The 19,454-nt window shown below is 60.4% G+C and carries 22 protein-coding genes; 9 read left to right on the top strand and 13 right to left on the bottom strand.

The features are described from left to right. Nucleotides 1-6: 6 nt before the first annotated feature. From ACQKEK_RS04980 to edd, 4 genes are read right to left on the bottom strand one after another with little or no spacing between them, the layout of a single operon-like run. Nucleotides 7-1,467, bottom strand: a complete 1,461-nt coding sequence (locus ACQKEK_RS04980) for an ATP-binding protein (RefSeq protein ID WP_499141312.1) — start codon at nucleotides 1,465-1,467, stop codon at nucleotides 7-9. Beyond that, on the bottom strand, nucleotides 1,451-2,185 hold the full coding sequence (locus ACQKEK_RS04975; protein WP_128120664.1) for a response regulator: 735 nt from the start codon (nucleotides 2,183-2,185) through the stop codon (nucleotides 1,451-1,453). Before ACQKEK_RS04975 ends, ACQKEK_RS04980 begins: the two co-directional genes overlap by 17 nt. Nucleotides 2,186-2,225: 40 nt before the next feature. Beyond that, nucleotides 2,226-3,197 carry a glucokinase gene (locus ACQKEK_RS04970; RefSeq protein WP_499141310.1) on the bottom strand — a complete coding sequence of 324 codons (972 nt, stop codon included), beginning with the start codon at nucleotides 3,195-3,197 and terminating at the stop codon, nucleotides 2,226-2,228. Further along, nucleotides 3,194-5,023, bottom strand: a complete 1,830-nt coding sequence (edd, locus tag ACQKEK_RS04965) for a phosphogluconate dehydratase (protein WP_499134261.1) — start codon at nucleotides 5,021-5,023, stop codon at nucleotides 3,194-3,196. Before edd ends, ACQKEK_RS04970 begins: the two co-directional genes overlap by 4 nt. 122 nt (nucleotides 5,024-5,145) lie before the next feature. Here edd and gap point away from each other — a divergent pair, with 122 nt between their 5' ends. Together gap and ACQKEK_RS04955 are read left to right on the top strand one after the other, a co-directional pair. Continuing rightward, nucleotides 5,146-6,147, top strand: coding sequence for a type I glyceraldehyde-3-phosphate dehydrogenase (gene gap, locus ACQKEK_RS04960; RefSeq protein ID WP_499141309.1), 1,002 nt, complete (start codon nucleotides 5,146-5,148; stop codon nucleotides 6,145-6,147). Between the two features lie 34 nt (nucleotides 6,148-6,181). After that, the gene (locus ACQKEK_RS04955) at nucleotides 6,182-6,658 is read left to right on the top strand and encodes a methylglyoxal synthase (protein ID WP_046164180.1); all 477 of its coding nucleotides are present in this window, start codon (nucleotides 6,182-6,184) and stop codon (nucleotides 6,656-6,658) included. On the opposite strand, the gene scpB is transcribed toward ACQKEK_RS04955, so the two are convergent. From scpB to ACQKEK_RS04930, 5 genes are all read right to left on the bottom strand, one after another. Next, on the bottom strand, nucleotides 6,655-7,422 hold the full coding sequence (gene scpB, locus ACQKEK_RS04950) for an SMC-Scp complex subunit ScpB (protein ID WP_499141308.1): 768 nt from the start codon (nucleotides 7,420-7,422) through the stop codon (nucleotides 6,655-6,657). The genes ACQKEK_RS04955 and scpB overlap by 4 nt on opposite strands. Further along, nucleotides 7,419-8,279 (bottom strand): segregation and condensation protein A, encoded by an 861-nt coding sequence (locus ACQKEK_RS04945; protein ID WP_499141307.1) that lies wholly within the window; start codon nucleotides 8,277-8,279, stop codon nucleotides 7,419-7,421. The genes scpB and ACQKEK_RS04945 overlap by 4 nt, the downstream gene beginning before the upstream one ends. Nucleotides 8,280-8,348: 69 nt before the next feature. Continuing rightward, a complete protein-coding gene (locus tag ACQKEK_RS04940; RefSeq protein ID WP_499141369.1) occupies nucleotides 8,349-9,524 on the bottom strand; it encodes a tryptophan--tRNA ligase in 1,176 nt (391 codons plus the stop codon). A gap of 75 nt (nucleotides 9,525-9,599) precedes the next feature. Continuing rightward, nucleotides 9,600-10,223 (bottom strand): L-threonylcarbamoyladenylate synthase, encoded by a 624-nt coding sequence (locus tag ACQKEK_RS04935; protein WP_499141306.1) that lies wholly within the window; start codon nucleotides 10,221-10,223, stop codon nucleotides 9,600-9,602. Nucleotides 10,224-10,236: 13 nt separating this feature from the next. Further along, entirely contained in the window at nucleotides 10,237-11,103 is an 867-nt protein-coding gene (locus ACQKEK_RS04930; RefSeq protein ID WP_499134267.1) for a PHP domain-containing protein, read from the bottom strand. Between the two features lie 180 nt (nucleotides 11,104-11,283). Here ACQKEK_RS04930 and ACQKEK_RS04925 point away from each other — a divergent pair, with 180 nt between their 5' ends. The 6 genes from ACQKEK_RS04925 (at nucleotide 11,284) to ACQKEK_RS04900 (ending at nucleotide 15,309) form a co-directional block, all read left to right on the top strand. After that, the gene (locus ACQKEK_RS04925; protein ID WP_499141305.1) at nucleotides 11,284-11,865 is read left to right on the top strand and encodes a septation protein A; all 582 of its coding nucleotides are present in this window, start codon (nucleotides 11,284-11,286) and stop codon (nucleotides 11,863-11,865) included. A 9-nt stretch (nucleotides 11,866-11,874) separates the two neighbouring features. Continuing rightward, the gene (locus tag ACQKEK_RS04920) at nucleotides 11,875-12,174 is read left to right on the top strand and encodes a YciI family protein (protein WP_045428009.1); all 300 of its coding nucleotides are present in this window, start codon (nucleotides 11,875-11,877) and stop codon (nucleotides 12,172-12,174) included. A 76-nt stretch (nucleotides 12,175-12,250) separates the two neighbouring features. Then, nucleotides 12,251-12,640: a hypothetical protein gene (locus ACQKEK_RS04915; RefSeq protein WP_128120640.1), complete on the top strand. Its 390-nt coding sequence runs from the start codon at nucleotides 12,251-12,253 to the stop codon at nucleotides 12,638-12,640. Between the two features lie 17 nt (nucleotides 12,641-12,657). Further along, a complete protein-coding gene (locus ACQKEK_RS04910) occupies nucleotides 12,658-13,335 on the top strand; it encodes a response regulator transcription factor (RefSeq protein WP_045428013.1) in 678 nt (225 codons plus the stop codon). A 143-nt stretch (nucleotides 13,336-13,478) separates the two neighbouring features. Further along, on the top strand, nucleotides 13,479-13,883 hold the full coding sequence (locus ACQKEK_RS04905; RefSeq protein ID WP_499141367.1) for a Spy/CpxP family protein refolding chaperone: 405 nt from the start codon (nucleotides 13,479-13,481) through the stop codon (nucleotides 13,881-13,883). Between the two features lie 76 nt (nucleotides 13,884-13,959). Beyond that, nucleotides 13,960-15,309: a sensor histidine kinase gene (locus ACQKEK_RS04900; protein WP_499141302.1), complete on the top strand. Its 1,350-nt coding sequence runs from the start codon at nucleotides 13,960-13,962 to the stop codon at nucleotides 15,307-15,309. Between the two features lies 1 nt (nucleotide 15,310). Here the strand turns inward: ACQKEK_RS04900 and ACQKEK_RS04895 are convergent, their stop codons facing one another. Further along, complete coding sequence (locus ACQKEK_RS04895) at nucleotides 15,311-15,877, bottom strand: nitroreductase family protein (RefSeq protein ID WP_128120638.1); 567 nt, start codon at nucleotides 15,875-15,877, stop codon at nucleotides 15,311-15,313. A gap of 93 nt (nucleotides 15,878-15,970) precedes the next feature. Further along, nucleotides 15,971-16,342: a YkgJ family cysteine cluster protein gene (locus ACQKEK_RS04890; protein WP_128120637.1), complete on the bottom strand. Its 372-nt coding sequence runs from the start codon at nucleotides 16,340-16,342 to the stop codon at nucleotides 15,971-15,973. Between the two features lie 189 nt (nucleotides 16,343-16,531). On the opposite strand from ACQKEK_RS04890, the gene ACQKEK_RS04885 reads away from it, so the two are divergent. Then, entirely contained in the window at nucleotides 16,532-17,983 is a 1,452-nt protein-coding gene (locus tag ACQKEK_RS04885; protein ID WP_128120636.1) for a TrkH family potassium uptake protein, read from the top strand. Nucleotides 17,984-17,988: 5 nt separating this feature from the next. On the opposite strand, the gene ACQKEK_RS04880 is transcribed toward ACQKEK_RS04885, so the two are convergent. Together ACQKEK_RS04880 and ACQKEK_RS04875 are read right to left on the bottom strand one after the other, a co-directional pair. Then, nucleotides 17,989-18,429: a nucleoside deaminase gene (locus ACQKEK_RS04880; RefSeq protein ID WP_499141301.1), complete on the bottom strand. Its 441-nt coding sequence runs from the start codon at nucleotides 18,427-18,429 to the stop codon at nucleotides 17,989-17,991. Nucleotides 18,430-18,472: 43 nt separating this feature from the next. After that, nucleotides 18,473-19,402 (bottom strand): DUF808 domain-containing protein, encoded by a 930-nt coding sequence (locus tag ACQKEK_RS04875; protein WP_128120635.1) that lies wholly within the window; start codon nucleotides 19,400-19,402, stop codon nucleotides 18,473-18,475. Nucleotides 19,403-19,454: the final 52 nt, after the last annotated feature.

Raw genomic sequence — 19,454 nt, 5'->3', positions numbered from 1 at the left:
GGGGCTTCATTCGGTCGTGCGCGGCAAACTCAAGGTCACGCGCAAACCACCGGCAGGCAGATTGCGCAGGCTGACCTCACCACCATGGGCATGCGCGATGTTGCGCGCGATACCGAGGCCAAGCCCATAGCCGGGTTGCTTGGCAGCGAGACGGAAGTTGGGCTCGAACACCTGCTTCAGCCAGCCCTCGGGTACGCCGGGGCCTTCATCATCGACATGCAGCACGAAGGTCCCGTTGTCGTCTTCGATCAGCAGATGGGCGCGCTCGCCATACTTCAATGCATTATCCAGCAGGTTGCCTATGCAGCGTTTCAGTGCCAGCGGCTTGCCAGCATAGGGTGCGCGAGCCCGACCTTGAACCGTGACACGGCCATTGCCCGCGGGTGCCAGATACGGCTCGGTAACGCAATCGAGCAAGAGGTTGAGATCCAACGGTTCGATGTTTTCGTGGATATCGGTGTCCTTCACGCATTGCAGCGCGCCTTTGACCAATAGCTCCAGCTCGTCCAGGTCGCGGCTGAATTTGCGCTGCAAGGCTTCGTCCTCCAGCAGCTCCACACGTAACCGCAGCCGTGTGATCGGGGTGCGCAGATCATGCGAGATCGCACTGAACAGCTGGCTACGCTCGGTCAGGTAGCGCCCGATGCGCTCTCGCATGCTGTTGAAGGCACGGCTGACCTCCACCACCTCGCTTCCACCCGCCTCGGGCAGCAATTCAACCTCGCTGCCAAGCGACATTTCCCGCGCCGCTTGCGCCAGCTGCTTGAGCGGGCGGCTCTGCCAGTGCACCAGAATGCCTATGAACAGCAGTAGGAAACTGCTGGTAAGAAAGATGAACCAGAGTTGCTGCCTGGGGATGCCCTCGTCTTCGAGGCTGACATAGGGCGCCGGCATCAGCGAGGCTAGATACAACCATTCGTTCGGCGCGATCTGGATTTGGGTGACCAGCACCGGCGGGTTCAGCGGTTCCAGGCTCAATGCGTAATGCGCCCAGGATCGCGGTAGCTCATCGAGCTTCAGGCCGCCGTTGAATATGCGCAGATCGTCTGGACTGACGAAGCTCACCGACATGTCGACGTCCTTGCCGAGGCGTTCACGCAGCACCTCGTCGACTTCGGCCAGCACCGCCTGCTTACGCTCGGTCGGCGGCAGAATCTGCATCTCCAGGGGCTTGTCGTTCAGCGACACGAAAAAGCGTGTGCCACCCATGCTACGCAGCTGATCAAGCACCAACGGACGATAGCCCAACGGCAGGGAGCGAAAGTAGCTGACGCTGGCTGACATCGAATGCGCCAGGCTGCGTGCGCTGGTAAGCAACCCCTCCATCTGGCTTGCGCGAAGTTGCGAGACCCAGATGAAACTGGACAGCGCCTGCGCCATCAGCACCACCAGCAGCGTCAGGAACAGCATGCGGCCGAGCAGTGAGCGTGGAACGGGCAGCCAGCGACGCTTAACCGAGTGCGTCATGGTGCGGTGCGACCTGCGCGGCGAGCATATATCCACTGCCCCGAACGGTTCGAATCAATCGCGGGCATTTGCCGGTATCGCGTAACCGCTGGCGCAGGCGACTGACCGCCATGTCGACGATCCGCTCGAGCGGCATGACCTCTCGGCCACGGGTGGCGTTGGCAATGGTGTCGCGGTCGAGGATCTGCTGGGGATGGTCGAGAAACAGTTTGAGCAACGCAAAGTCGGCGCCAGACAGCAGGACCTCTTCACCGTCCTGATGGAACAATCGGTGACTGACCATATCCAGCCGCCACTCGTCGAATGCCCGCACATCGTTGCCACGCTCCTGGCCGAAGTTGACCCGACGCAACAGCGCTTTGATCCGCGCCAACAGCTCACGCGGACTGAAAGGCTTTCCGAGGTAATCGTCAGCGCCCAACTCCAGGCCGATCACTCGATCAGCCTCATCGGAGCTGGCCGTCAGCATGATGATAGGCATCTGTGCCAGCCGCTGGTGGCCCCTCACCCAGCGGCAGAGGCTGAAGCCGTCCTCGTCAGGCAGCATCACATCGAGAATGACCAAGTCCGCAGGGTCGTGGCTCATGGCCTCACGAAACTGCGCGCCGTCAGCAACGGTGCGCACCCGGAAACCTGATCGACTGAGGTAGGCGTCTAGTAGCTCGCGGATTTCCTGGTCATCGTCGACCAGCAGAATCGATCTTCCAACCTGGCTCACTGGCATCCATTCTCTTGTTATGTAGGTGTATCGAAGCGGGTCAGCCCCCGCTGGATGGGCCCTCCAGCAATTGCTGTAACGCTACGCCCGCGCCTTCCAGCCCGGGGTAGTCAGCGGTTACCACCCAGACCGGAATCTCGTCAAAATAACGGCTCATGCAGCCTTTGTCGCGAAAACTCTGGCTGAACCCGCTACGGATGAAGAACTCAACGAAGCGCGGCACGATTCCGCCGGCGATGTAGACACCGCCTCGCGAACCTGTAGTCAGTACGTTGTCGCCAGCGATCCGACCCAACCAGACGCAGAATTGTTCCAGTACCGATGACGCGTAGGCGTCGCCGGTCAAAGCCGCCGCGGTGACTTCGGCGGGCGTAGCCAGGCTTGGCTGTTTGCCATCCAGCACGCAGCTGGTTCGATAGAGTTCCAACAAACCGCCGCCACTCAGGATCGCCTCAGCATTCACGTGTCCGAACTTGTCGTGCAAACGCGCCCAAAGCGCAGCCTCACGCGAGGTGCCGATCGGCAGACAGACATGACCACCCTCCCCCGGCAGCGCCCGCCAGCCGCCGTCTGGCAAAGGCAGGAGCGTAGCGACGCCAAGGCCAGTGCCTGGGCCTATCACAAGGCGTGCTGCACCTGGCTCAGACCGACCCGGGCAGACCTCGATTAGCTCACCTTCGCGCAAGCGGGTCATACCCAATGCCATCGCGGTGAAATCGTTGACCAGCAGCAGATCGCTCAGACCTAGGTCTTCACAGAAGGCTTTACGGCTCAAGCGCCAATGGTTGTTGGTGAACGCGAACTCATCGCCCGAGACCGGCCCGGCGCAGGCGAGGCAGACCGCCTGCAGCGCTTCAACGCTCTGCCCTGTGCCTTGCAGATAGGCACGGATCGCATCTTCCGGACGTGGATAGTCCACGGTGGGCAGCACACGCACCGACTCGATCTTCTGGTTTCGCCACAGTGCGAAGCGCGCGTTGGTGCCGCCGATATCGCCTACAAGTGCCGTCACTTGAGCGCCTCCAGCCCCTCGGTGAATACACTTGCGCCCTTTTCCGCCGGGCTGAAGGCCGCGCGTAGGAAGCCGAACAGCTCGCGCCCACAGCCGATGCCAAGATCGTTCGGGGCTGACACATCGTCACGGCTATCGAATTCGGCTTGATCAACCAGGATTCGGAGCTCACCGGTTTCGCCGTCGACTCGAATAATGTCCCCGTCACGCACACGGCACAACGGGCCGCCATCCAACGCTTCCGGGCTGACGTGGATAGCGGCAGGTACCTTTCCTGAGGCGCCTGACATACGACCGTCGGTTACCAGTGCGACTTTGTAGCCACGATCCTGCAGCACGCCGAGGAATGGCGTCAGCTTATGCAATTCGGGCATGCCGTTGGCCTTGGGACCCTGGAACCGCACAACCGCAACAAAGTCCTTCTCCAGCTCGCCATCCTTGAACGCCTGGGCCAGCTCGGCCTGGTCACTGAATACCCGCGCAGGCGCCTCCACGAAGCGATGCTCAGGCGCAACGGCCGAAATTTTCGTAACGCCGCGACCCAGATTGCCTTCCAATACCCGTAAACCACCCTCAGGCGAGAAAGCGCGCTCGACCGGGCGCAGTATGGCTTCGTCCAGGCTGTTGGTCGGCCCTTCACGCCAGACCAACTTGCCGTCTTCGAGGAAGGGTTCCTGGGTGTATTGGTTAAGGCCTTTGCCCAAGACCGTATAGACGTCTTCGTGCAGCAAACCGGCCTCCAGCAACGTCCGCACCATGAACGGAACGCCACCGCAGGCATGAAAATGGTTAACGTCTGCCTGCCCGTTCGGGTAGACCTTGGCGAGTGTCGGCGTCACTGCGGAAATATCCGCCATGTCCTGCCAGGTCAGCTGAATCCCGGCGGCCTGTGCAAATGCCGGAATGTGCAAGGTGTGGTTGGTCGAGCCGCCAGTAGCGTTTAGGGCTACGACCGAATTGATGATCGATTTCTCATCGACGATCTTGCACAGCGGCACGTAATTGCCCGACTGCGGCGTCAAGCGGGTCACCTGCCGCGCTGCTTCACGGGTGAGTTCGTCGCGCAGCGGTGTATAGGGATTGACGAAGGACGATCCCGGCAGGTGCAGGCCCATGATCTCCATCACCACCTGGTTGGTGTTGGCTGTGCCGTAAAAGGTGCAGGTGCCAGGGCTGTGGTAGGACAGCATTTCCGATTCCAGCAGCTCCTCGCGGCTGGCCTTGCCCTCTGCGTAGCGTTGGCGCACCTCCGCTTTCTGCTTGTTGGGGATGCCCGAGGTCATCGGGCCGCCAGGCACGAACACCGACGGCAGGTGACCGAAGCGCAGCGCACCAATCATCAGGCCCGGGATGATCTTGTCGCAAATCCCGAGATAGAGCGCCCCGTCAAACATGTTGTGCGACAGCGCGACGGCGGTCGCCATCGCGATCACTTCGCGACTGGCTAGACTCAACTCCATCCCCGCCTCGCCCTGGGTTACGCCGTCGCACATCGCTGGCACACCACCGGCGAACTGTCCGATCGAACCCACTTCCCGCAGGGCTTCTTTGATCAGGTCGGGGAAATACTGATACGGCTGATGCGCCGAGAGCATGTCGTTGTAGGCCGAGACGATGGCCACGTTGGCCTCATCCATCAATCGCAAACGCTGCTTGTCATCCGCCGAGCCACACCCGGCAACGCCATGAGCGAAGTTGGCGCATTGCAGCTTGCCGCGCTGGGGCCCGTCACTCGCCGCACCGGCCATTTGGGCCAGGTAACGCTGTCGGGTCGGCCGGCTGCGTTCGATCAATCGCTCGGTCACTTCTTGAATCCGCGGGTGCATGCCATCACTCCTGCTCATGAATCTGTAGTTTTACCAACAAAACAACATGGATTTGGGCTTGATTTCTATTTTGACAGGAATAATCTTGTAATTCCTACAACAAATTCCGCCCAGGACCTCTTATGACTATTCGCATCGCCATCAACGGCTTCGGCCGTATCGGACGCAACGTCCTTCGTGCTCTGTACAGCCAGAGCTATCGCGAGCATTTGCAGGTCGTGGCGATCAACGACCTCGGCAGCCCTGCGATGAACGCCCACCTGTTGCAGTTCGACAGCGTCCATGGCCATTTCGACGCAAAAGTTGAGGTGTCAGACGACCAGCTGTGGGTCAACGGCGACCCGATTGCCGTCACGGCGATCCGCAACCCTGCCGAGCTGCCGTGGCGCCAGCACAACGTCGATGTGGTCTTTGAGTGTACCGGGCTGTTCACCTCCCGTGAAAAAGCCAGCGCGCACCTTCAGGCCGGTGCTGGCAAGGTCATCATTTCTGCCCCGGCATCCGGTGTTGACGCCACCATCGTTTATGGCGTCAACCACGACACGCTGCGCCAATCGCACCAGATCATCTCCAACGCGTCATGCACGACCAACTGCCTGGCGCCGGTTGCACAGGTACTGTCACGCGAATACGGCATCGAACACGGCCTGATGACCACCATTCATGCCTACACCAACGACCAGAACCTGTCGGACGTCTATCACAGCGACCCGTTCCGGGCGCGTTCGGCGACCCAGTCGATGATTCCGACCAAGACCGGCGCCGCCGAAGCGGTAGGCCTGGTGCTACCGGAACTGGCGGGCAAGCTGACCGGCATGGCTGTGCGCGTTCCGGTGATCAACGTCTCGCTGGTCGACCTGACCCTGGAGTTGAGCCGCGAGACGACCGCCGAGGAAGTCAACGCACTGATGCTCGAAGCCAGCCAGCACTCACCCATATTGGCCTGCAACTCGCTGCCCTTGGTCTCGTGCGACTTCAACCACAACCCGATGTCTTCGATCTTCGACACCAACCACACCAAGGTTAGCGGACGCTTGCTGAAAGTGATGGCCTGGTATGACAACGAGTGGGGTTTTTCCAATCGGATGCTCGATACTTGCCGCGCTCTTCACGAAGCGTCATAACCGCATCAGCCCATCCCAGCGACCAAGGAAGAACATGAACCGCATCGATTTCGTGAGCGCGACACTCCCGGCCCGTAAACGTATCGCACTGGTCGCGCACGATCACTGCAAGGAGCGCCTGCTGGATTGGGCAGATCGGCAAAAACCTCAGCTGGAGAAACATGAGCTGCTGGCGACCGGCACCACGGGACTACTGCTCGGGCGGCGGCTGGGGTTGCCGGTCGAGTGCATGATCAGCGGCCCGCTAGGCGGGGATCAGCAGATTGGCGCACGTATTGCCGAGCGCCGGATCGACATGTTGGTGTTCTTCTGGGACCCCTTCGAGCCACAACCCCATGATCCGGATGTAAAAGCGCTTCTACGAGTCGCAGCAGTGTGGAACATTCCGCTGGCGGCCAACGAAAGCAGCGCTGACTACCTGCTATCCAGTCCGCTGCTGGACCAGGCGCATACGCTGAGCATACCGAACTACGCCAGTTACCTGGCAGACCGCCAAGCAGAGGATCACTAGTCGCGGCGGTCTTCGTCCGAAACGGGTTGATCTTCCTCACGCTCAGTTTCGTCACGCAGGTCGTCAAAATCGGTCTTCAAACCGGTTTCCATGCTATCCAGCTCGGCCAGAAGACTGCGGAAACTGGTGTGTTCACGCGGCGCCTCCAGATCCTGCTCGAGATCGGCGCGAGCCTGCAGCGCCGCCGGCACCGGCGCGTCCTCAACATCGATCGGCTGGGGTTCGGGCTCCATCTCACGCAACACTGCCAGCGGCGGCAGCTCATCAAGGTTCTTCAAGTTGAAATGGTCGAGGAACTGCTTGGTGGTGGCGAACATCGCTGGCCGCCCTGGCACGTCGCGATGACCAACCACGCGCACCCACTCGCGCTCCAACAACGTCTTGACGATCTGGCTGTTGACCGCCACACCGCGGATGTCCTCGATCTCGCCGCGCGTAATTGGCTGTCGATAGGCAATCAGAACCAGCGTCTCCAACAAAGCCCGTGAATAACGCTGCGGCCGTTCCTCCCAGAGCCGGCCCACCCAAGGCGAAAAGCGCTCGCGCACTTGCAGGCGATAGCCACTGGCGACCTCTTTCAGCTCGAACGCTCGGCCCTTGCAGGATTTGTCCAGCACCTCAAGGGCCTTGCGCAGCAAGGCTGGCGTTGGCCGCTCGATTTCGTCGAACAGCTCGGCCATTCGCTCAACCGACATGGGCTTGCCGGATGCCAGCAAAAAGGCTTCGAGCAGTGATGCGAGATCTTTGGGATCGGATAGATTCACAGGCTTGGCTCCCCTGGCTCTTCCTGGTGCAACGAGGACTCATCGCTGCGTGCCCTGACATGAATCGCCGCGAAGGGCTCGTTCTGCACCAGCTCCACCAACGACTCCTTGATCAGCTCAAGCACCGCCATGAAGGTCACCACCACACCCAGACGGCCCTCCTCAGCGGTGAACAGTGCGACGAAAGGGACAAAGCCCCCGCCCTTGAGCCGTTCGAGCACATCGCTCATGCGCTCGCGGGTCGACAGCGTCTCACGCGTGACCTGATGGCTTTCGAACATGTCGGCACGTCGCAAGACCTCGGCCATGGAGATCAACAGCTCTTCCAGACTGACCTGGGGCAGCAGCTTGCGGGCCCGGGCTTCAGGCGCGTCGAGTTTCGGTACATGCAGGTCTCGACCTACGCGCGGCAGTTGGTCGAGATCTTCCGACGCCGCCTTGAACCGCTCGTATTCCTGCAGCCGGCGGATGAGCTCGGCGCGCGGGTCGAGTTCCTCTTCCTCCACCTCTGCTGAGCGCGGCAGCAGCATGCGCGACTTGATCTCAGCCAGCATGGCCGCCATCACCAGATATTCGGCCGCCAGCTCCAGGCGCACGGCCTTCATCAGCTCGACATACCCCATGTATTGGCGGGTAATTTCCGCGACTGGAATATCGAGAATGTCGATGTTCTGCTTGCGAATCAGATAGAGCAGCAAATCCAGCGGCCCCTCGAACGCCTCGAGAAACACCTCCAATGCATCTGGCGGGATATAGAGATCCTGCGGCAGATTGTTGAAAGCCTCGCCGTAGACAAGCGCCAGCCGCAGCTGCTCGCCGGGCGCCTTGGCGATCGCCTCGGCCTGGGTGTCCTGCATGCTCTCTCCGAAACGAACAAATAGTGGAAGCGGCGACTGCCTCAGCAGGCTGTACGCTGACCGATGGCTCTAGCGGTAATTCAGACCCATGGCCTGACGCACGACCACCAGCGTTTCGCGGGCTTCGTCACGGGCCTGCTCAGCGCCCTCAGCCAATATGCTGCGCACCAGATCCGGGTTCGACTCATAGTCATGGGCACGCTCCTGCAGTGGTGCCAATTCGAGCTTGATCGCATCGATGACTGGCGCCTTGCACTCGAGGCAGCCGATTCCAGCGGTGCGGCAGCCCTGCTCTGCCCACTGACAAACGTCTTCGGTCGAATGGGCCTGGTGCATCTGCCACACCGGGCAACGCGTCGGCTCACCCGGATCATGGCGGTGAACACGTGCCGGATCGGTCGGCATACGTTTGATCTTTTCTTCGATCTCGTCCGGCGTGTCGCGCAGAAAGATGGAATTGCTGGCGGACTTGGCCATCTTGCCACCATCGAGCCCCGACACCCTGGGAGAGTCGCTCAGCAGAGCCTGCGGCTCAGGCAACAGCAGCCTACCGCTGCCCTCCAGATAGCCGAACAGGCGTTCCTGGTCGCCGATAGTAATAGTCTGCTGATCTTTTAGTAGCGCACGGGCCGTGTTCAGCGCCTCGAGGTCGCCCTGCTCCTGGTAGCTCTTACGCAAGCTGGCGTAAAGCTTGGAGCTTTTTTTGCCGAGCTTGCGTATTGCCGCTTCGGCCTTAACCGCAAAATCCTCTTCGCTGCCATACAGGTGATTGAAGCGCCTGGCGACATCGCGAGCGAATTCAATATGCGGCAACTGATCGGCGCCAACCGGTACGACACCAGCGCGGTAAGCCAGGATATCGGCGGCCTGCAACAACGGATAACCGAGAAAACCGTAAGTGCCGAGGTCCTTATGTTCCGAATCGAGCTGCAGCTCCTTGTACGACGGCACGCGCTCCAGCCAGGCCAATGGGCAGATCATCGAAAGCAGCAGGTGCAACTCGGCGTGTTCAGGTACCTGGGACTGGACAAACAAAGTGGCAGAACTCGGGCTGACGCCAGCTGCCAGCCAGTCGACCGCCATCTCATGGACGTTGCGGGCGACATCTGCGCCCGCTGCGTAGTCGGTGGTGAGTGCGTGCCAGTCAACGATGCAGAAAAAGCACTGGTACTCGTGCTGCATCCTGACCCAGCTCTTCAGCACGCCGTGGTAGTGGCCAAGGTGGAGACGGCCATTAGGCCGCATTCCGGAGACTACACGTCGCTGCGAATCCATGGAGCTCAAAAGGGTTTCCTTCGTGGGTTTGAGAAAGACGACGGTTCAGCCGGCGAACGGTGCGGGATCGCCGCAGCCGACCCGCACAACTTCCGGGTCGCCATCAACCAGACTGATCACAGTCGACGCTTCGACGCCACCGTAACCGCCGTCAATGATCAGGTCTACCTGATGCTCCAGCGCATCCCGCATTTCGTAAGGATCGCTCATCGGCTCGGTCTCGCCGGGCAGTATCAGGCTGACGCTCATCAATGGCTCGCCCAGCTCGGCGAGCAATGCCTGGGCAATCGGCTGGGCAGGCACGCGCAGGCCGATGGTACGGCGCTTCGGGTGCAACAGCATTCGCGGCACTTCCCGAGTAGCGCTGAGAATGATGGTGTATGGTCCTGGCAGATGTGTCTTGAGCAGACGGAAAGCAGCGGTATCGACCTTTGCGAACAATCCGAGCTGGGACAGGTCGCGACAGACCAGTGTGAAGTTATGCTTGTCGTCCAAATGACGCAGGCGACGAATGCGCTCGATGCCGGTCTTGTTTCCCATCGAGCAGCCGACAGCGTACGAAGAGTCGGTGGGGTAAACCACCACGCCGCCGCTGCGAATGATCTCCACGGCCTGCTTGATCAGCCTGACCTGTGGATTTTCCGGGTGTATTTGAAAAAACTGGCTCATGAAAACTCCATGTTCAGCGGGCCATAGCCTCGCCGGGCTCATGATCGAAAGACTTCCATAGCGGCCTGAGGTCGTCAGGCAGGGCTCGATACATGCCCAACTCCGACCAGTCGCCTGGTGCGTGAAAATCGCTGCCGATACTGGCCATCAGGCCGAACTCGCGGGCCAGAATCGACAATCCCCCGACCTGCTCCAACGGCTGCATACCGTTAACCACTTCCAGCGCATGGCCGCCAGCCTGAGCGAACTCACTGACCAGCCGGCGCCGTTTGCTGCGCGTAAAGTCGTACTGCCAGGGATGCGCCAAACTGATCCAGGCGCCAGCGTCCCGCAGCGTACTGACAGTCTGCTCAAGCGTCGGCCAATGCTGCTTCACATCACCCAACTTGCCCGAGCCGAGCCACTTGCGGAATGCCTCGGCACGGTCGCGAACATGACCGGCTCGCACCAGATAGTCTGCAAAATGCGGGCGCGCAGGAGCATTTTCACTGTCCCCCAGCTCTTGCTGGATTGCCCGCGCGCCTTCCAGCGCGCCGGGCATGCCCTTGGCCTCCAGGCGCTGCGCGATCGTCTCGGCACGCTGCCAGCGACCGGCGTGCAAATCGGCAATGGCTTGCTGCAATGCAACTGCATCACGGCGAAACGCGTAGCCAAGCACATGGATCGTGGCACCGCTCCAGACACAGGACAGTTCGATGCCGTTGACCAGCCGAACACCAAGCGAATCAGCCGTGGCGCGAGCATCATCGAGGCCTTCGAGGGTGTCGTGATCGGTCAGAGCAAGCAGCTCGATTCCACGCGCATGGGCGCGCTGCACCAGTACATCAGGCGCGAGCACACCGTCAGAGGCGGTGCTGTGGCAATGCAGATCAACAATCATTCGGGACAGATTCTCCAGGGGGCTTGGCAGCTCACAGCGTGTGACCGCCAGCGCCAGCGCTCGTGCCGTCGTCCAGTTTGCCAAAGCTTGCGCAATGTCGTGGAAACGGCAGGCGGACAGCGTTCCGCCAAAAGCGCGGTTTGTTATTATGCCGGGCACATCTGCCCTCTGGCGCGCCTCGTGAAACAAATCATCGACTTCGTTCCGCTACTGCTGTTCTTCATCACGTACAAAATCGAGCCTACAACGGTCGAGATCGCCGGCTTCAGCCTTGGTGTGGGTGGCATTTTCAGCGCAACGGCCGTTCTGATCGCCAGCTCTGTCGTGATCTACGGCTTCTTGTTCGTCCATCAGCGCCGGCTTGAAAAAAACCAGTGGCTGACGTTGGCGGCTTGCCTGCTATTCGGCGGTTTAACGCTGGGGCTGCATAGCGAAACGATCCTGAAGTGGAAAGCGCCCGTTCTTAACTGGCTATTCGCCCTGGCATTCTTTGCCAGCCACTTTGTTGGTGACAGGCCGCTGATTCAGCGAATGATGGGCCACGCGGTCCGGTTGCCGGCGGCGCAGTGGTCGCAGCTCAATGTCGCCTGGATTCTGTTCTTTCTCGTCTGCGGCTTCGCCAATCTTTTCGTTGCATTCGTCTATCCCGCGATCTGGGTAGACTTCAAGGTCTTTGGCAGCCTTGGTCTGACGCTACTGTTCATGGCTGGCCAGGCACTTTATCTGGTGCGCCACATGCAACCCGAACCTGAAGAATCATAGGAGTTCACCATGCTCTACGCCATCATCGCTACCGATGTACCCGACTCATTGCAGGACCGCCTGGCTGCGCGACCCGCTCACCTGGCGCGTCTCGACCAGCTCAAAAGCGAAGGCCGGCTCGTGCTGGCTGGCCCGCACCCGGCGGTGGACAGCAATGATCCGGGTGCAGCCGGCTTTACCGGCAGTCTGGTTGTCGCCGAGTTCGACTCGCTGATCGCGGCTGAACAATGGGCTGCGGCCGATCCATACAAAGCGGCGGGCGTTTATGGTGATGTCGTCGTCAAGCCTTTCAAACAGGTCTACCCCTGAGTCGATCGACTGACTCCAGGTCGTCGTTTCGTCATGGCCACTTAGAGACAAAACCGTTGAGGAAAAAGGAGTTCCGATGCGCCAAGGTCCGCTGTCCCTGCTGCTTGTTCTAGGTCTTGCAACACCCTTGCTGCAGGCTCAAGAAGCCCCCATCGATCCGCCCGCCGAACGGCAGGTCGAGCTGGAGCACCGTCTGAGTGAAAATCTGCAGCAACGAGAGGTGCTCAAGGAAAACCTCGACGCAGCCGCCAGCGCGGCGGGCCAGGCCCAGCTGCTGAGACTGCGCCAGGAAAACCAGCGCCTGCGCCTGCAGCTTGAACAGGAGCAAGCGCAGACGCAGCTGCAGCCACCGCTGCTTAACGACCAGCAACAGTGGTTCGCGGTCGGGGGCGGGGTTGGCGTGCTGGGCTTTCTGCTTGGTGTCCTGACCACGCGCGGCCGCCGTCGCCGACAATGGCTGAACTGAATCGACACGAGCGAACCATGAGCGAATTGCTGCTGATAGACGACGACCAGGAGCTCTGCGAGCTGCTGGTCAGCTGGCTGGCCCAGGAAGGTTTTGTTGCCCGCGCATGCCATGACGGCAAGAGCGCCCGCGCCGCACTTGCCGAACACCAGCCTGCTGCCGTCGTGCTCGATGTGATGCTGCCTGACGGCAGCGGTCTGGACCTGCTAAAGCAACTACGCAGCGAGCATCCTGATCTTCCGGTATTGATGCTTTCCGGCCGCGGCGAGCCGCTAGACCGCATTCTCGGCTTGGAGCTGGGTGCAGACGACTACCTTGCCAAGCCCTGCGATCCGCGCGAACTGACCGCTCGCTTGAAGGCCGTTCTACGCCGCAGCCAGCCGGCCAGCACACCGACACAGCTGGCGCTCGGGGACCTCTGGTACAGCCCCGCACGCGGCGTGGCGAGCATCGGCGATCATGAAGTCACCCTCACCCTCTCTGAAGGACGCATCCTCGAAGCACTCCTCAGCCAGCCAGGCGAACCACTGGAAAAGCAGGCCCTGGCGCAGCTGGCGCTCGGTCGAAAACTCACCCTCTACGACCGCAGCCTGGACATGCACGTCAGCAACCTGCGCCGCAAGCTTGGGCCCCATCCAGACGGCCGTCAGCGCATCGTTGCCTTGCGCAGCCGTGGTTACCTTTACGCCTCCTGATAGCCTTTACCCAGCCTTTACCCAGCCCTGACCGCCGTTGACCTTGCGCGCCCTAGACTGAAGTCATCCGGTCGAAGCCTGTTGAGGCGCCCTAGACAGGCGCTTTACTGGCAACCGGTTTCCATATCAAGGAGAAACTCATGATGCGCAAGACTCTCATCGCCGTACTGTTCGCCTCCACCCTGCCCACCATTGCGATGGCCATGCCAGACGGGGGCCAGCGCCATCATGGCGGCCAGCACTCGCCCTTCGAGCAGCTCGATCTGACCAAGGAACAACGGACCGAGATGCGCCAACTGATGCGTGAACAGATGAAGAATCATCGCGAGATCACCCAACAGTACCTGAGCAAACTGCCCGAAGCCCAACGCAAAGCAATGCAGGAAGAGCTGAAGGCCAACCAGGAAAAAACTCAGAAGCAGGTGCGTGACTTGCTCAAGCCGGAACAGCAGAAAAAGTTCGACGAGCTGCATGAAAAGATGGCGGCCAAGCGTGCCGACCGTGCTGAATTCGAGCAGTGGAAAGCCGAGCGCGACAAGACCAACTGATCCACTCAATAGCAAACCTGCCCGGTTCGCCCCTTAGGGATTACACGCGCCGGGCTTTCCCTGGAGTATCTGACCGGTGCGATCACTGTTCTGGCGCATTCTTGCGACATTCTGGCTAGCCATTGCGCTGGTGGCAGGCTTGGCCATGCTCCTGGGGCATGCGCTCAACCAGGACGCCTGGATTCTCAACCGCCACCCGGGCGTCAATGGCCTGGCCGAAGTATGGACCAAAGTCTACGAGCGCCAGGGGCCGATCACTGCACAGTTTCTGCTCGAGCGGCATCGCAACCGCTACGGTGTCGATGTCCAGGTGCTGGCCGAGAACGGCCAGCCCATCATCCGCGGTACCTTCCCGGCTCGAGCCGCCGCGTTCGAAGCGCGACAGGAACATCGCGACGGTCGCCTACCCTGGCGGCGGCTGACCACCGATTACACCAGCCCCGAGACCGGCAATACCTACCTCTTCATCTATCGAATCCCTAATCAGGAGCTACAAGCCTGGCACCGAGGCAGCCTGTTCTGGCCACTGAGTGCGCTGGCCATCGCTTTAATCGTCCTGACTGGATTCAGCCTGTTACTGACCCTTTCCATTACCCGTCCGCTCGATCGACTTCGCGGCGCTGTTCATGACCTTGGCCAAACCACCTATCAGCAGAATTCTCTGGCGCGCCTGGCAAAGCGACGCGACGAACTGGGCGTGCTTGCCAAGGATTTCAACCGCATGGGTGCCCGACTGCAAAGCCTGATCGGCAGCCAGCGGCAACTGTTGCGTGACGTTTCTCACGAACTGCGTTCGCCGCTCGCCCGCCTGCGAATCGCACTCGCACTGGCGGAGCGGGCCACGCCGGCCGAACGTGAGGTCATTTGGCCTCGGCTGGCCAAGGAGTGTGATCGTCTGGAAGCCCTCATCAGCGAGATTCTGGAGCTCGCACGGCTGGACGCCGACCCAGGGGCGCCGAACCCCATAAACTTGCGTTCGATATTCGAGCAGCTTGAGGAAAACGCCCGCATCGTCTCGCCGAATCAGCGAATCGACAGCCAAGTCGAAACCGAAGCCCAGCTGCAAGGCTGGCCGGACATGCTCGAGCGCGCCCTGGACAATCTGTTACGCAACGCTCTGCGCTTCAACCCCGAAGGCGCGCCGATAGAACTGCGAGCCAGCAGCGACACACAGCACCTGCTGCTGAGCATCCGCGACCAAGGGCCTGGGGTCGACGAGGCCCATCTCGCGCAACTGAGCGAACCCTTCTTCCGCGCACCGGGACAAACCACCGCTGGACACGGGTTAGGGCTGGCGATTGCCCGCCGAGCCGCGGAACGGCATAACGGCGAGCTTCTGCTGGGCAATCACCCGGACGGCGGTTTCATCGCCACATTGAAGCTGCCACTGAACCCGGCTGACGAGGCCCGGCTACAAGCGGAGTGACCTAGTTCGCCCCGGTCCATTCACTGACGAATTGCTTGGGCTCCAATGCCGGCGGGGTCCGCAGGGTTCCTTCAGGGGTGCCAATATAGATGAATCCCAAGATCTGCTCGTCGCCGGTCAGTCCCAAGGCTTTTGCCAGGTACGGATCGTAGGAAAACTCACCGGTACGCCATACGGCACCGAGACCCTGTGCATGCGCAGCCAGCAACAAGCCGTGCGCCGCACAAGACACCGCGAGCACCTGCTCCGAACCCGGCACCTTCGGGTGCGGCTGCACGCGGGCAATGACGACCACCAGCAGCGGCGCGCGCAACGGCATCTTGCGAGCTTTCAGCAAGGCATCATCGCTGGCCTCAGGCGAGCGCACACGCAACGACTCAGCCATCAACTTCCCCAACCGCTCCCGGGCTTCGCCTTGAATGGTCAGGAACCGCCAAGGGCGCAGCTGACCATGATCGGGCGCACGCAAGGCCGCACGAAACATCAAGTCCAGCTGGGCCGACGTCGGCGCTGGATCAGTAAGTCGCGTGACAGACACGCGGTTGAGCATCAGGTCGAGAGCTTCCATCCGACTACCTCCAAAACGAATCGGACATTCTAGAGGCCCGAGCCGTTCGTTTGGCAGTGGAAGCGTGGCAACCGCCACGTTGGCTAGTTCGTCTCAAGCCACTCGATCAGGCGAAAGCTGGGGCTCCAGTGGTGGCATCAGCGGCGGCAACCCATGGGCGGCCCGAGCCGTGTCGCAATGCGCATTATGCTGACCATCTACCCAAGAGGCCTCGAATTCGCGGCACGTACTCGAACGTTGCTCATACATGGTGCAGCGCACGCCACATCCCACATCGCCCATCAAGCCGACACAACGCGCCGGCTTGGTTTCCGTCCCGAGCATGGCGACGTGAAACGGACTGACCTGCACGGTTGCGCTATCGGGAACTGCACCACCGGATGAGGCGCATTCGCCCCAAAAGAAAGACACACGAAAATACGCGCAGCAGGCGCCGCACGTGAGGCAGGGATTGTCGATGGACATGGGAGCTGAACACTCAGAAACCGGCAAAGGGCCGGCACCGGGCGGCTATTCTATTCATCGCAGCGAACTTGGGAAGAGGCCTACAGGGCGCCTTGTAAAAGATTTTTCTGCACACCGATAGTCGGTTTACTGCCGCAGCGACAGGCGTAGAATGGCGACCTCATTTTTCGAGCCGAGCAGCAATCACACATGGCCTTGCCGACCCTGCGCATCATCGGTTTCATTCTCGGCATTTTCCTGATCACACTCGCAGTCAGCATGGTCATTCCGATGGTCACGCTGTTCGCGTTTGACCGAACTGACGATCTTCAAGCGTTTCTGTGGTCCAGCCTGATTACTTTCGGCTGCGGTTTTGCGCTGGTTGCACCAGGTCGACCGGCCAATACCAACCTGCGCCCGCGCGACATGTATTTTCTGACCACGGTTAGCTGGGTAATCGTGTGCTGCTTCGCCGCCCTGCCGCTCATGCTCATCCAACACATCAGCTATACCGATGCGTTCTTTGAAACCATGTCCGGCATCACCACCACCGGTGCGACCGTACTCTCCGGTCTCGATAGCGCCTCACCGGGCCTGCTTATTTGGCGATCATTGCTGCACTGGCTTGGCGGTATCGGCTTCATCGGCATGGCAGTCGCCATTCTGCCGCTGCTACGCGTTGGTGGTATGCGACTGTTCCAGACCGAATCATCTGACTGGTCAGAAAAGGTCATGCCGCGTTCACACATGGCCGGCAAATACCTGATCGTTATCTACCTGGTCTTTACGCTAGCCGCCTTCATCGCATTCTGGCTGGCAGGAATGAGCGGATTCGATGCGATCAACCATGCGATGTCCACCGTGGCGACTGGCGGCTATTCGACCTCCGACGCATCGCTCGGCAAGTTCGGTCCAGCCACGCATTGGGTTGCGATCTTCTTCATGATTTTGGGCAGCTTGCCGTTCACCCTGTACGTAGCCACCGCTCGCGGCGACCGTAGGGCATTGTTTGGGGATCAGCAGGTTCGTGGGTTTCTGGTAATGCTCACGGCAACAAGCCTGTTATTCAGCCTGTGGTATTGGTTCAACCATGAAGACAGTTTTCTCGACTCGCTGCGGATCGTGACATTCAGCGTTGTATCGGTCATCACGACCACCGGCTATGCCGTCAGCGACTACGCCCAATGGGGTGGCTTCGCGGTCATGGTGTTCTTCTATCTCACCTTCCTCGGTGGTTGTTCCGGGTCTACGTCCGGCGGCTTGAAGATGTTTCGTTTTCAGGTCGCTTACACCCTGCTGCGCTCGAACCTCAAGCAACTGGTTCACCCACGGGCAGTCATCCGCCAACAGTACAACGGGCATAATCTGGACGAAGAAATTGTCCGTTCGATCCTGACATTTTCATTCTTCTTCACCATGACCATTGGTGTGCTGGCCTTGTGTCTGGCATTGCTTGGGCTGGACCCGATCACCGCACTCACAGGCGCCGCGTCAGCGGTGTGTAACGTAGGTCCGGGGCTCGGACCAATCATCGGCCCGGCAGGCAATTTCTCAACGCTACCCGATGCCGCCAAGTGGTTATTATCCGTCGGCATGCTGCTTGGCCGGCTGGAAATCATCACGGTACTGGTAATGCTGACCCCTTCGTTCTGGCGCCACTGACGGACTTACGTCTCGCCGATGTCCTCGTTCCACAGCTCAGGGCTTTCGGCGATAAAGCGACGCATCATCTCAACACAGCGTGCCTCCTGTAACACTTCGACCTCAACACCTCGGCCACGTAACAGCAGCTCCTCGCCCATGGAGGTCTGATTCTCACCGATCACGACCTTGGGTATGCCATACAGCAGGATCGCCCCGCTGCACATGGGACACGGCGACAGTGTGGTATAGAGGATCGACTCGGCGTAGACGCTGGCCGGTTGCCGACCAGCGTTTTCGAAAGCGTCCATCTCCCCGTGCAGCACCGCGCTGCCCTGCTGAACCCGCCGGTTGTGGCCGCGGCCAATGATTCGCCCCCGGTGGACGATTACCGAACCGATTGGAATGCCGCCCTCAGCGAGTCCCTTCTCCGCTTCCTCAATCGCCGCCTGCATGAATTCATCCATTTACACTGCCCCCTTTTTGTCTTGGTAGATGGTGTTATCGCTATCAAGCGGTTTCGGATCGACGCTTGAACAGGCGTTTGCTCAGCTCGACCACTGCAAACACCAGACCGCCGGCCAATATCCCGAAGGCAGCATCCAGCAGCGTCGGCAACAGCCCGGCCAGAACCGAGCCAATGTATGGCAGCGCTACAGTGTGCTCCGCGCTGTTCTCAATGAAGTGGTGGATAGCCTTGAAACCGTGGGTCAGGATGCCGCCGCCGACCATGAACATGGCGGCCGTGCCAATGACCGACAAGGACTTCATCAACCAGGGCGCGACCGAGAGAATGGCGCGGCCCAGCGACTGCGCTGCAGAACTGCTGCGTTTGCTCAGCGCCAGGCCCGCGTCGTCGAGTTTGACGATGCCGGCAACCAAACCGTAGACGCCAATGGTCATGATGATCGCAATGCCCGCGAGCACGGCGATCTGCTCGACGAAGCTCGCGGCGGCAACCGTACCCAGCGTAATGGCGATGATCTCGGCAGACAGAATGAAATCGGTGCGCACCGCCCCACTGATCTTGTCGCGCTCGAATGCCACCATGTCGACGCTCTCGTCCGCCAACGCCTCGATTTGCTTGGCATGGTGGTCCTCATCGCGATGCAGGAACCGGTGCGCCAGCTTCTCGAAACCTTCGAAACAGAGGAACGCGCCGCCAAGCATCAACAACGGTGTGATAGCCCACGGGATGAATGCGCTGATCAGCAACGCCGCCGGCACCAGAATCAGCTTGTTACGCATGGACCCTTTGGCCACGGCCCAGACCACCGGCAGTTCGCGGTCCGCGTTGACGCCGGTGACCTGCTGAGCATTGAGTGCAAGGTCATCTCCCAGCACGCCGGCGGTTTTCTTCGCCGCGACCTTAGTCATCAGGGATACGTCATCCAGGACCGAAGCGATATCGTCGATCAAGGCAAGAAGGCTACTGGCCAATGCGGGTCATCCTATTGGTTTTTTCAAAAAGCGGCGCGAGGGCGCCGCGGTC

The sequence above is a fragment of the Pseudomonas sp. NPDC077408 genome, assembly GCF_050269105.1.
Lineage (GTDB): Bacteria > Pseudomonadota > Gammaproteobacteria > Pseudomonadales > Pseudomonadaceae > Stutzerimonas.
The sequence above is the reverse complement of the archived record's forward strand: the minus strand, read 5'-3'. Positions and strand labels throughout refer to the sequence as shown.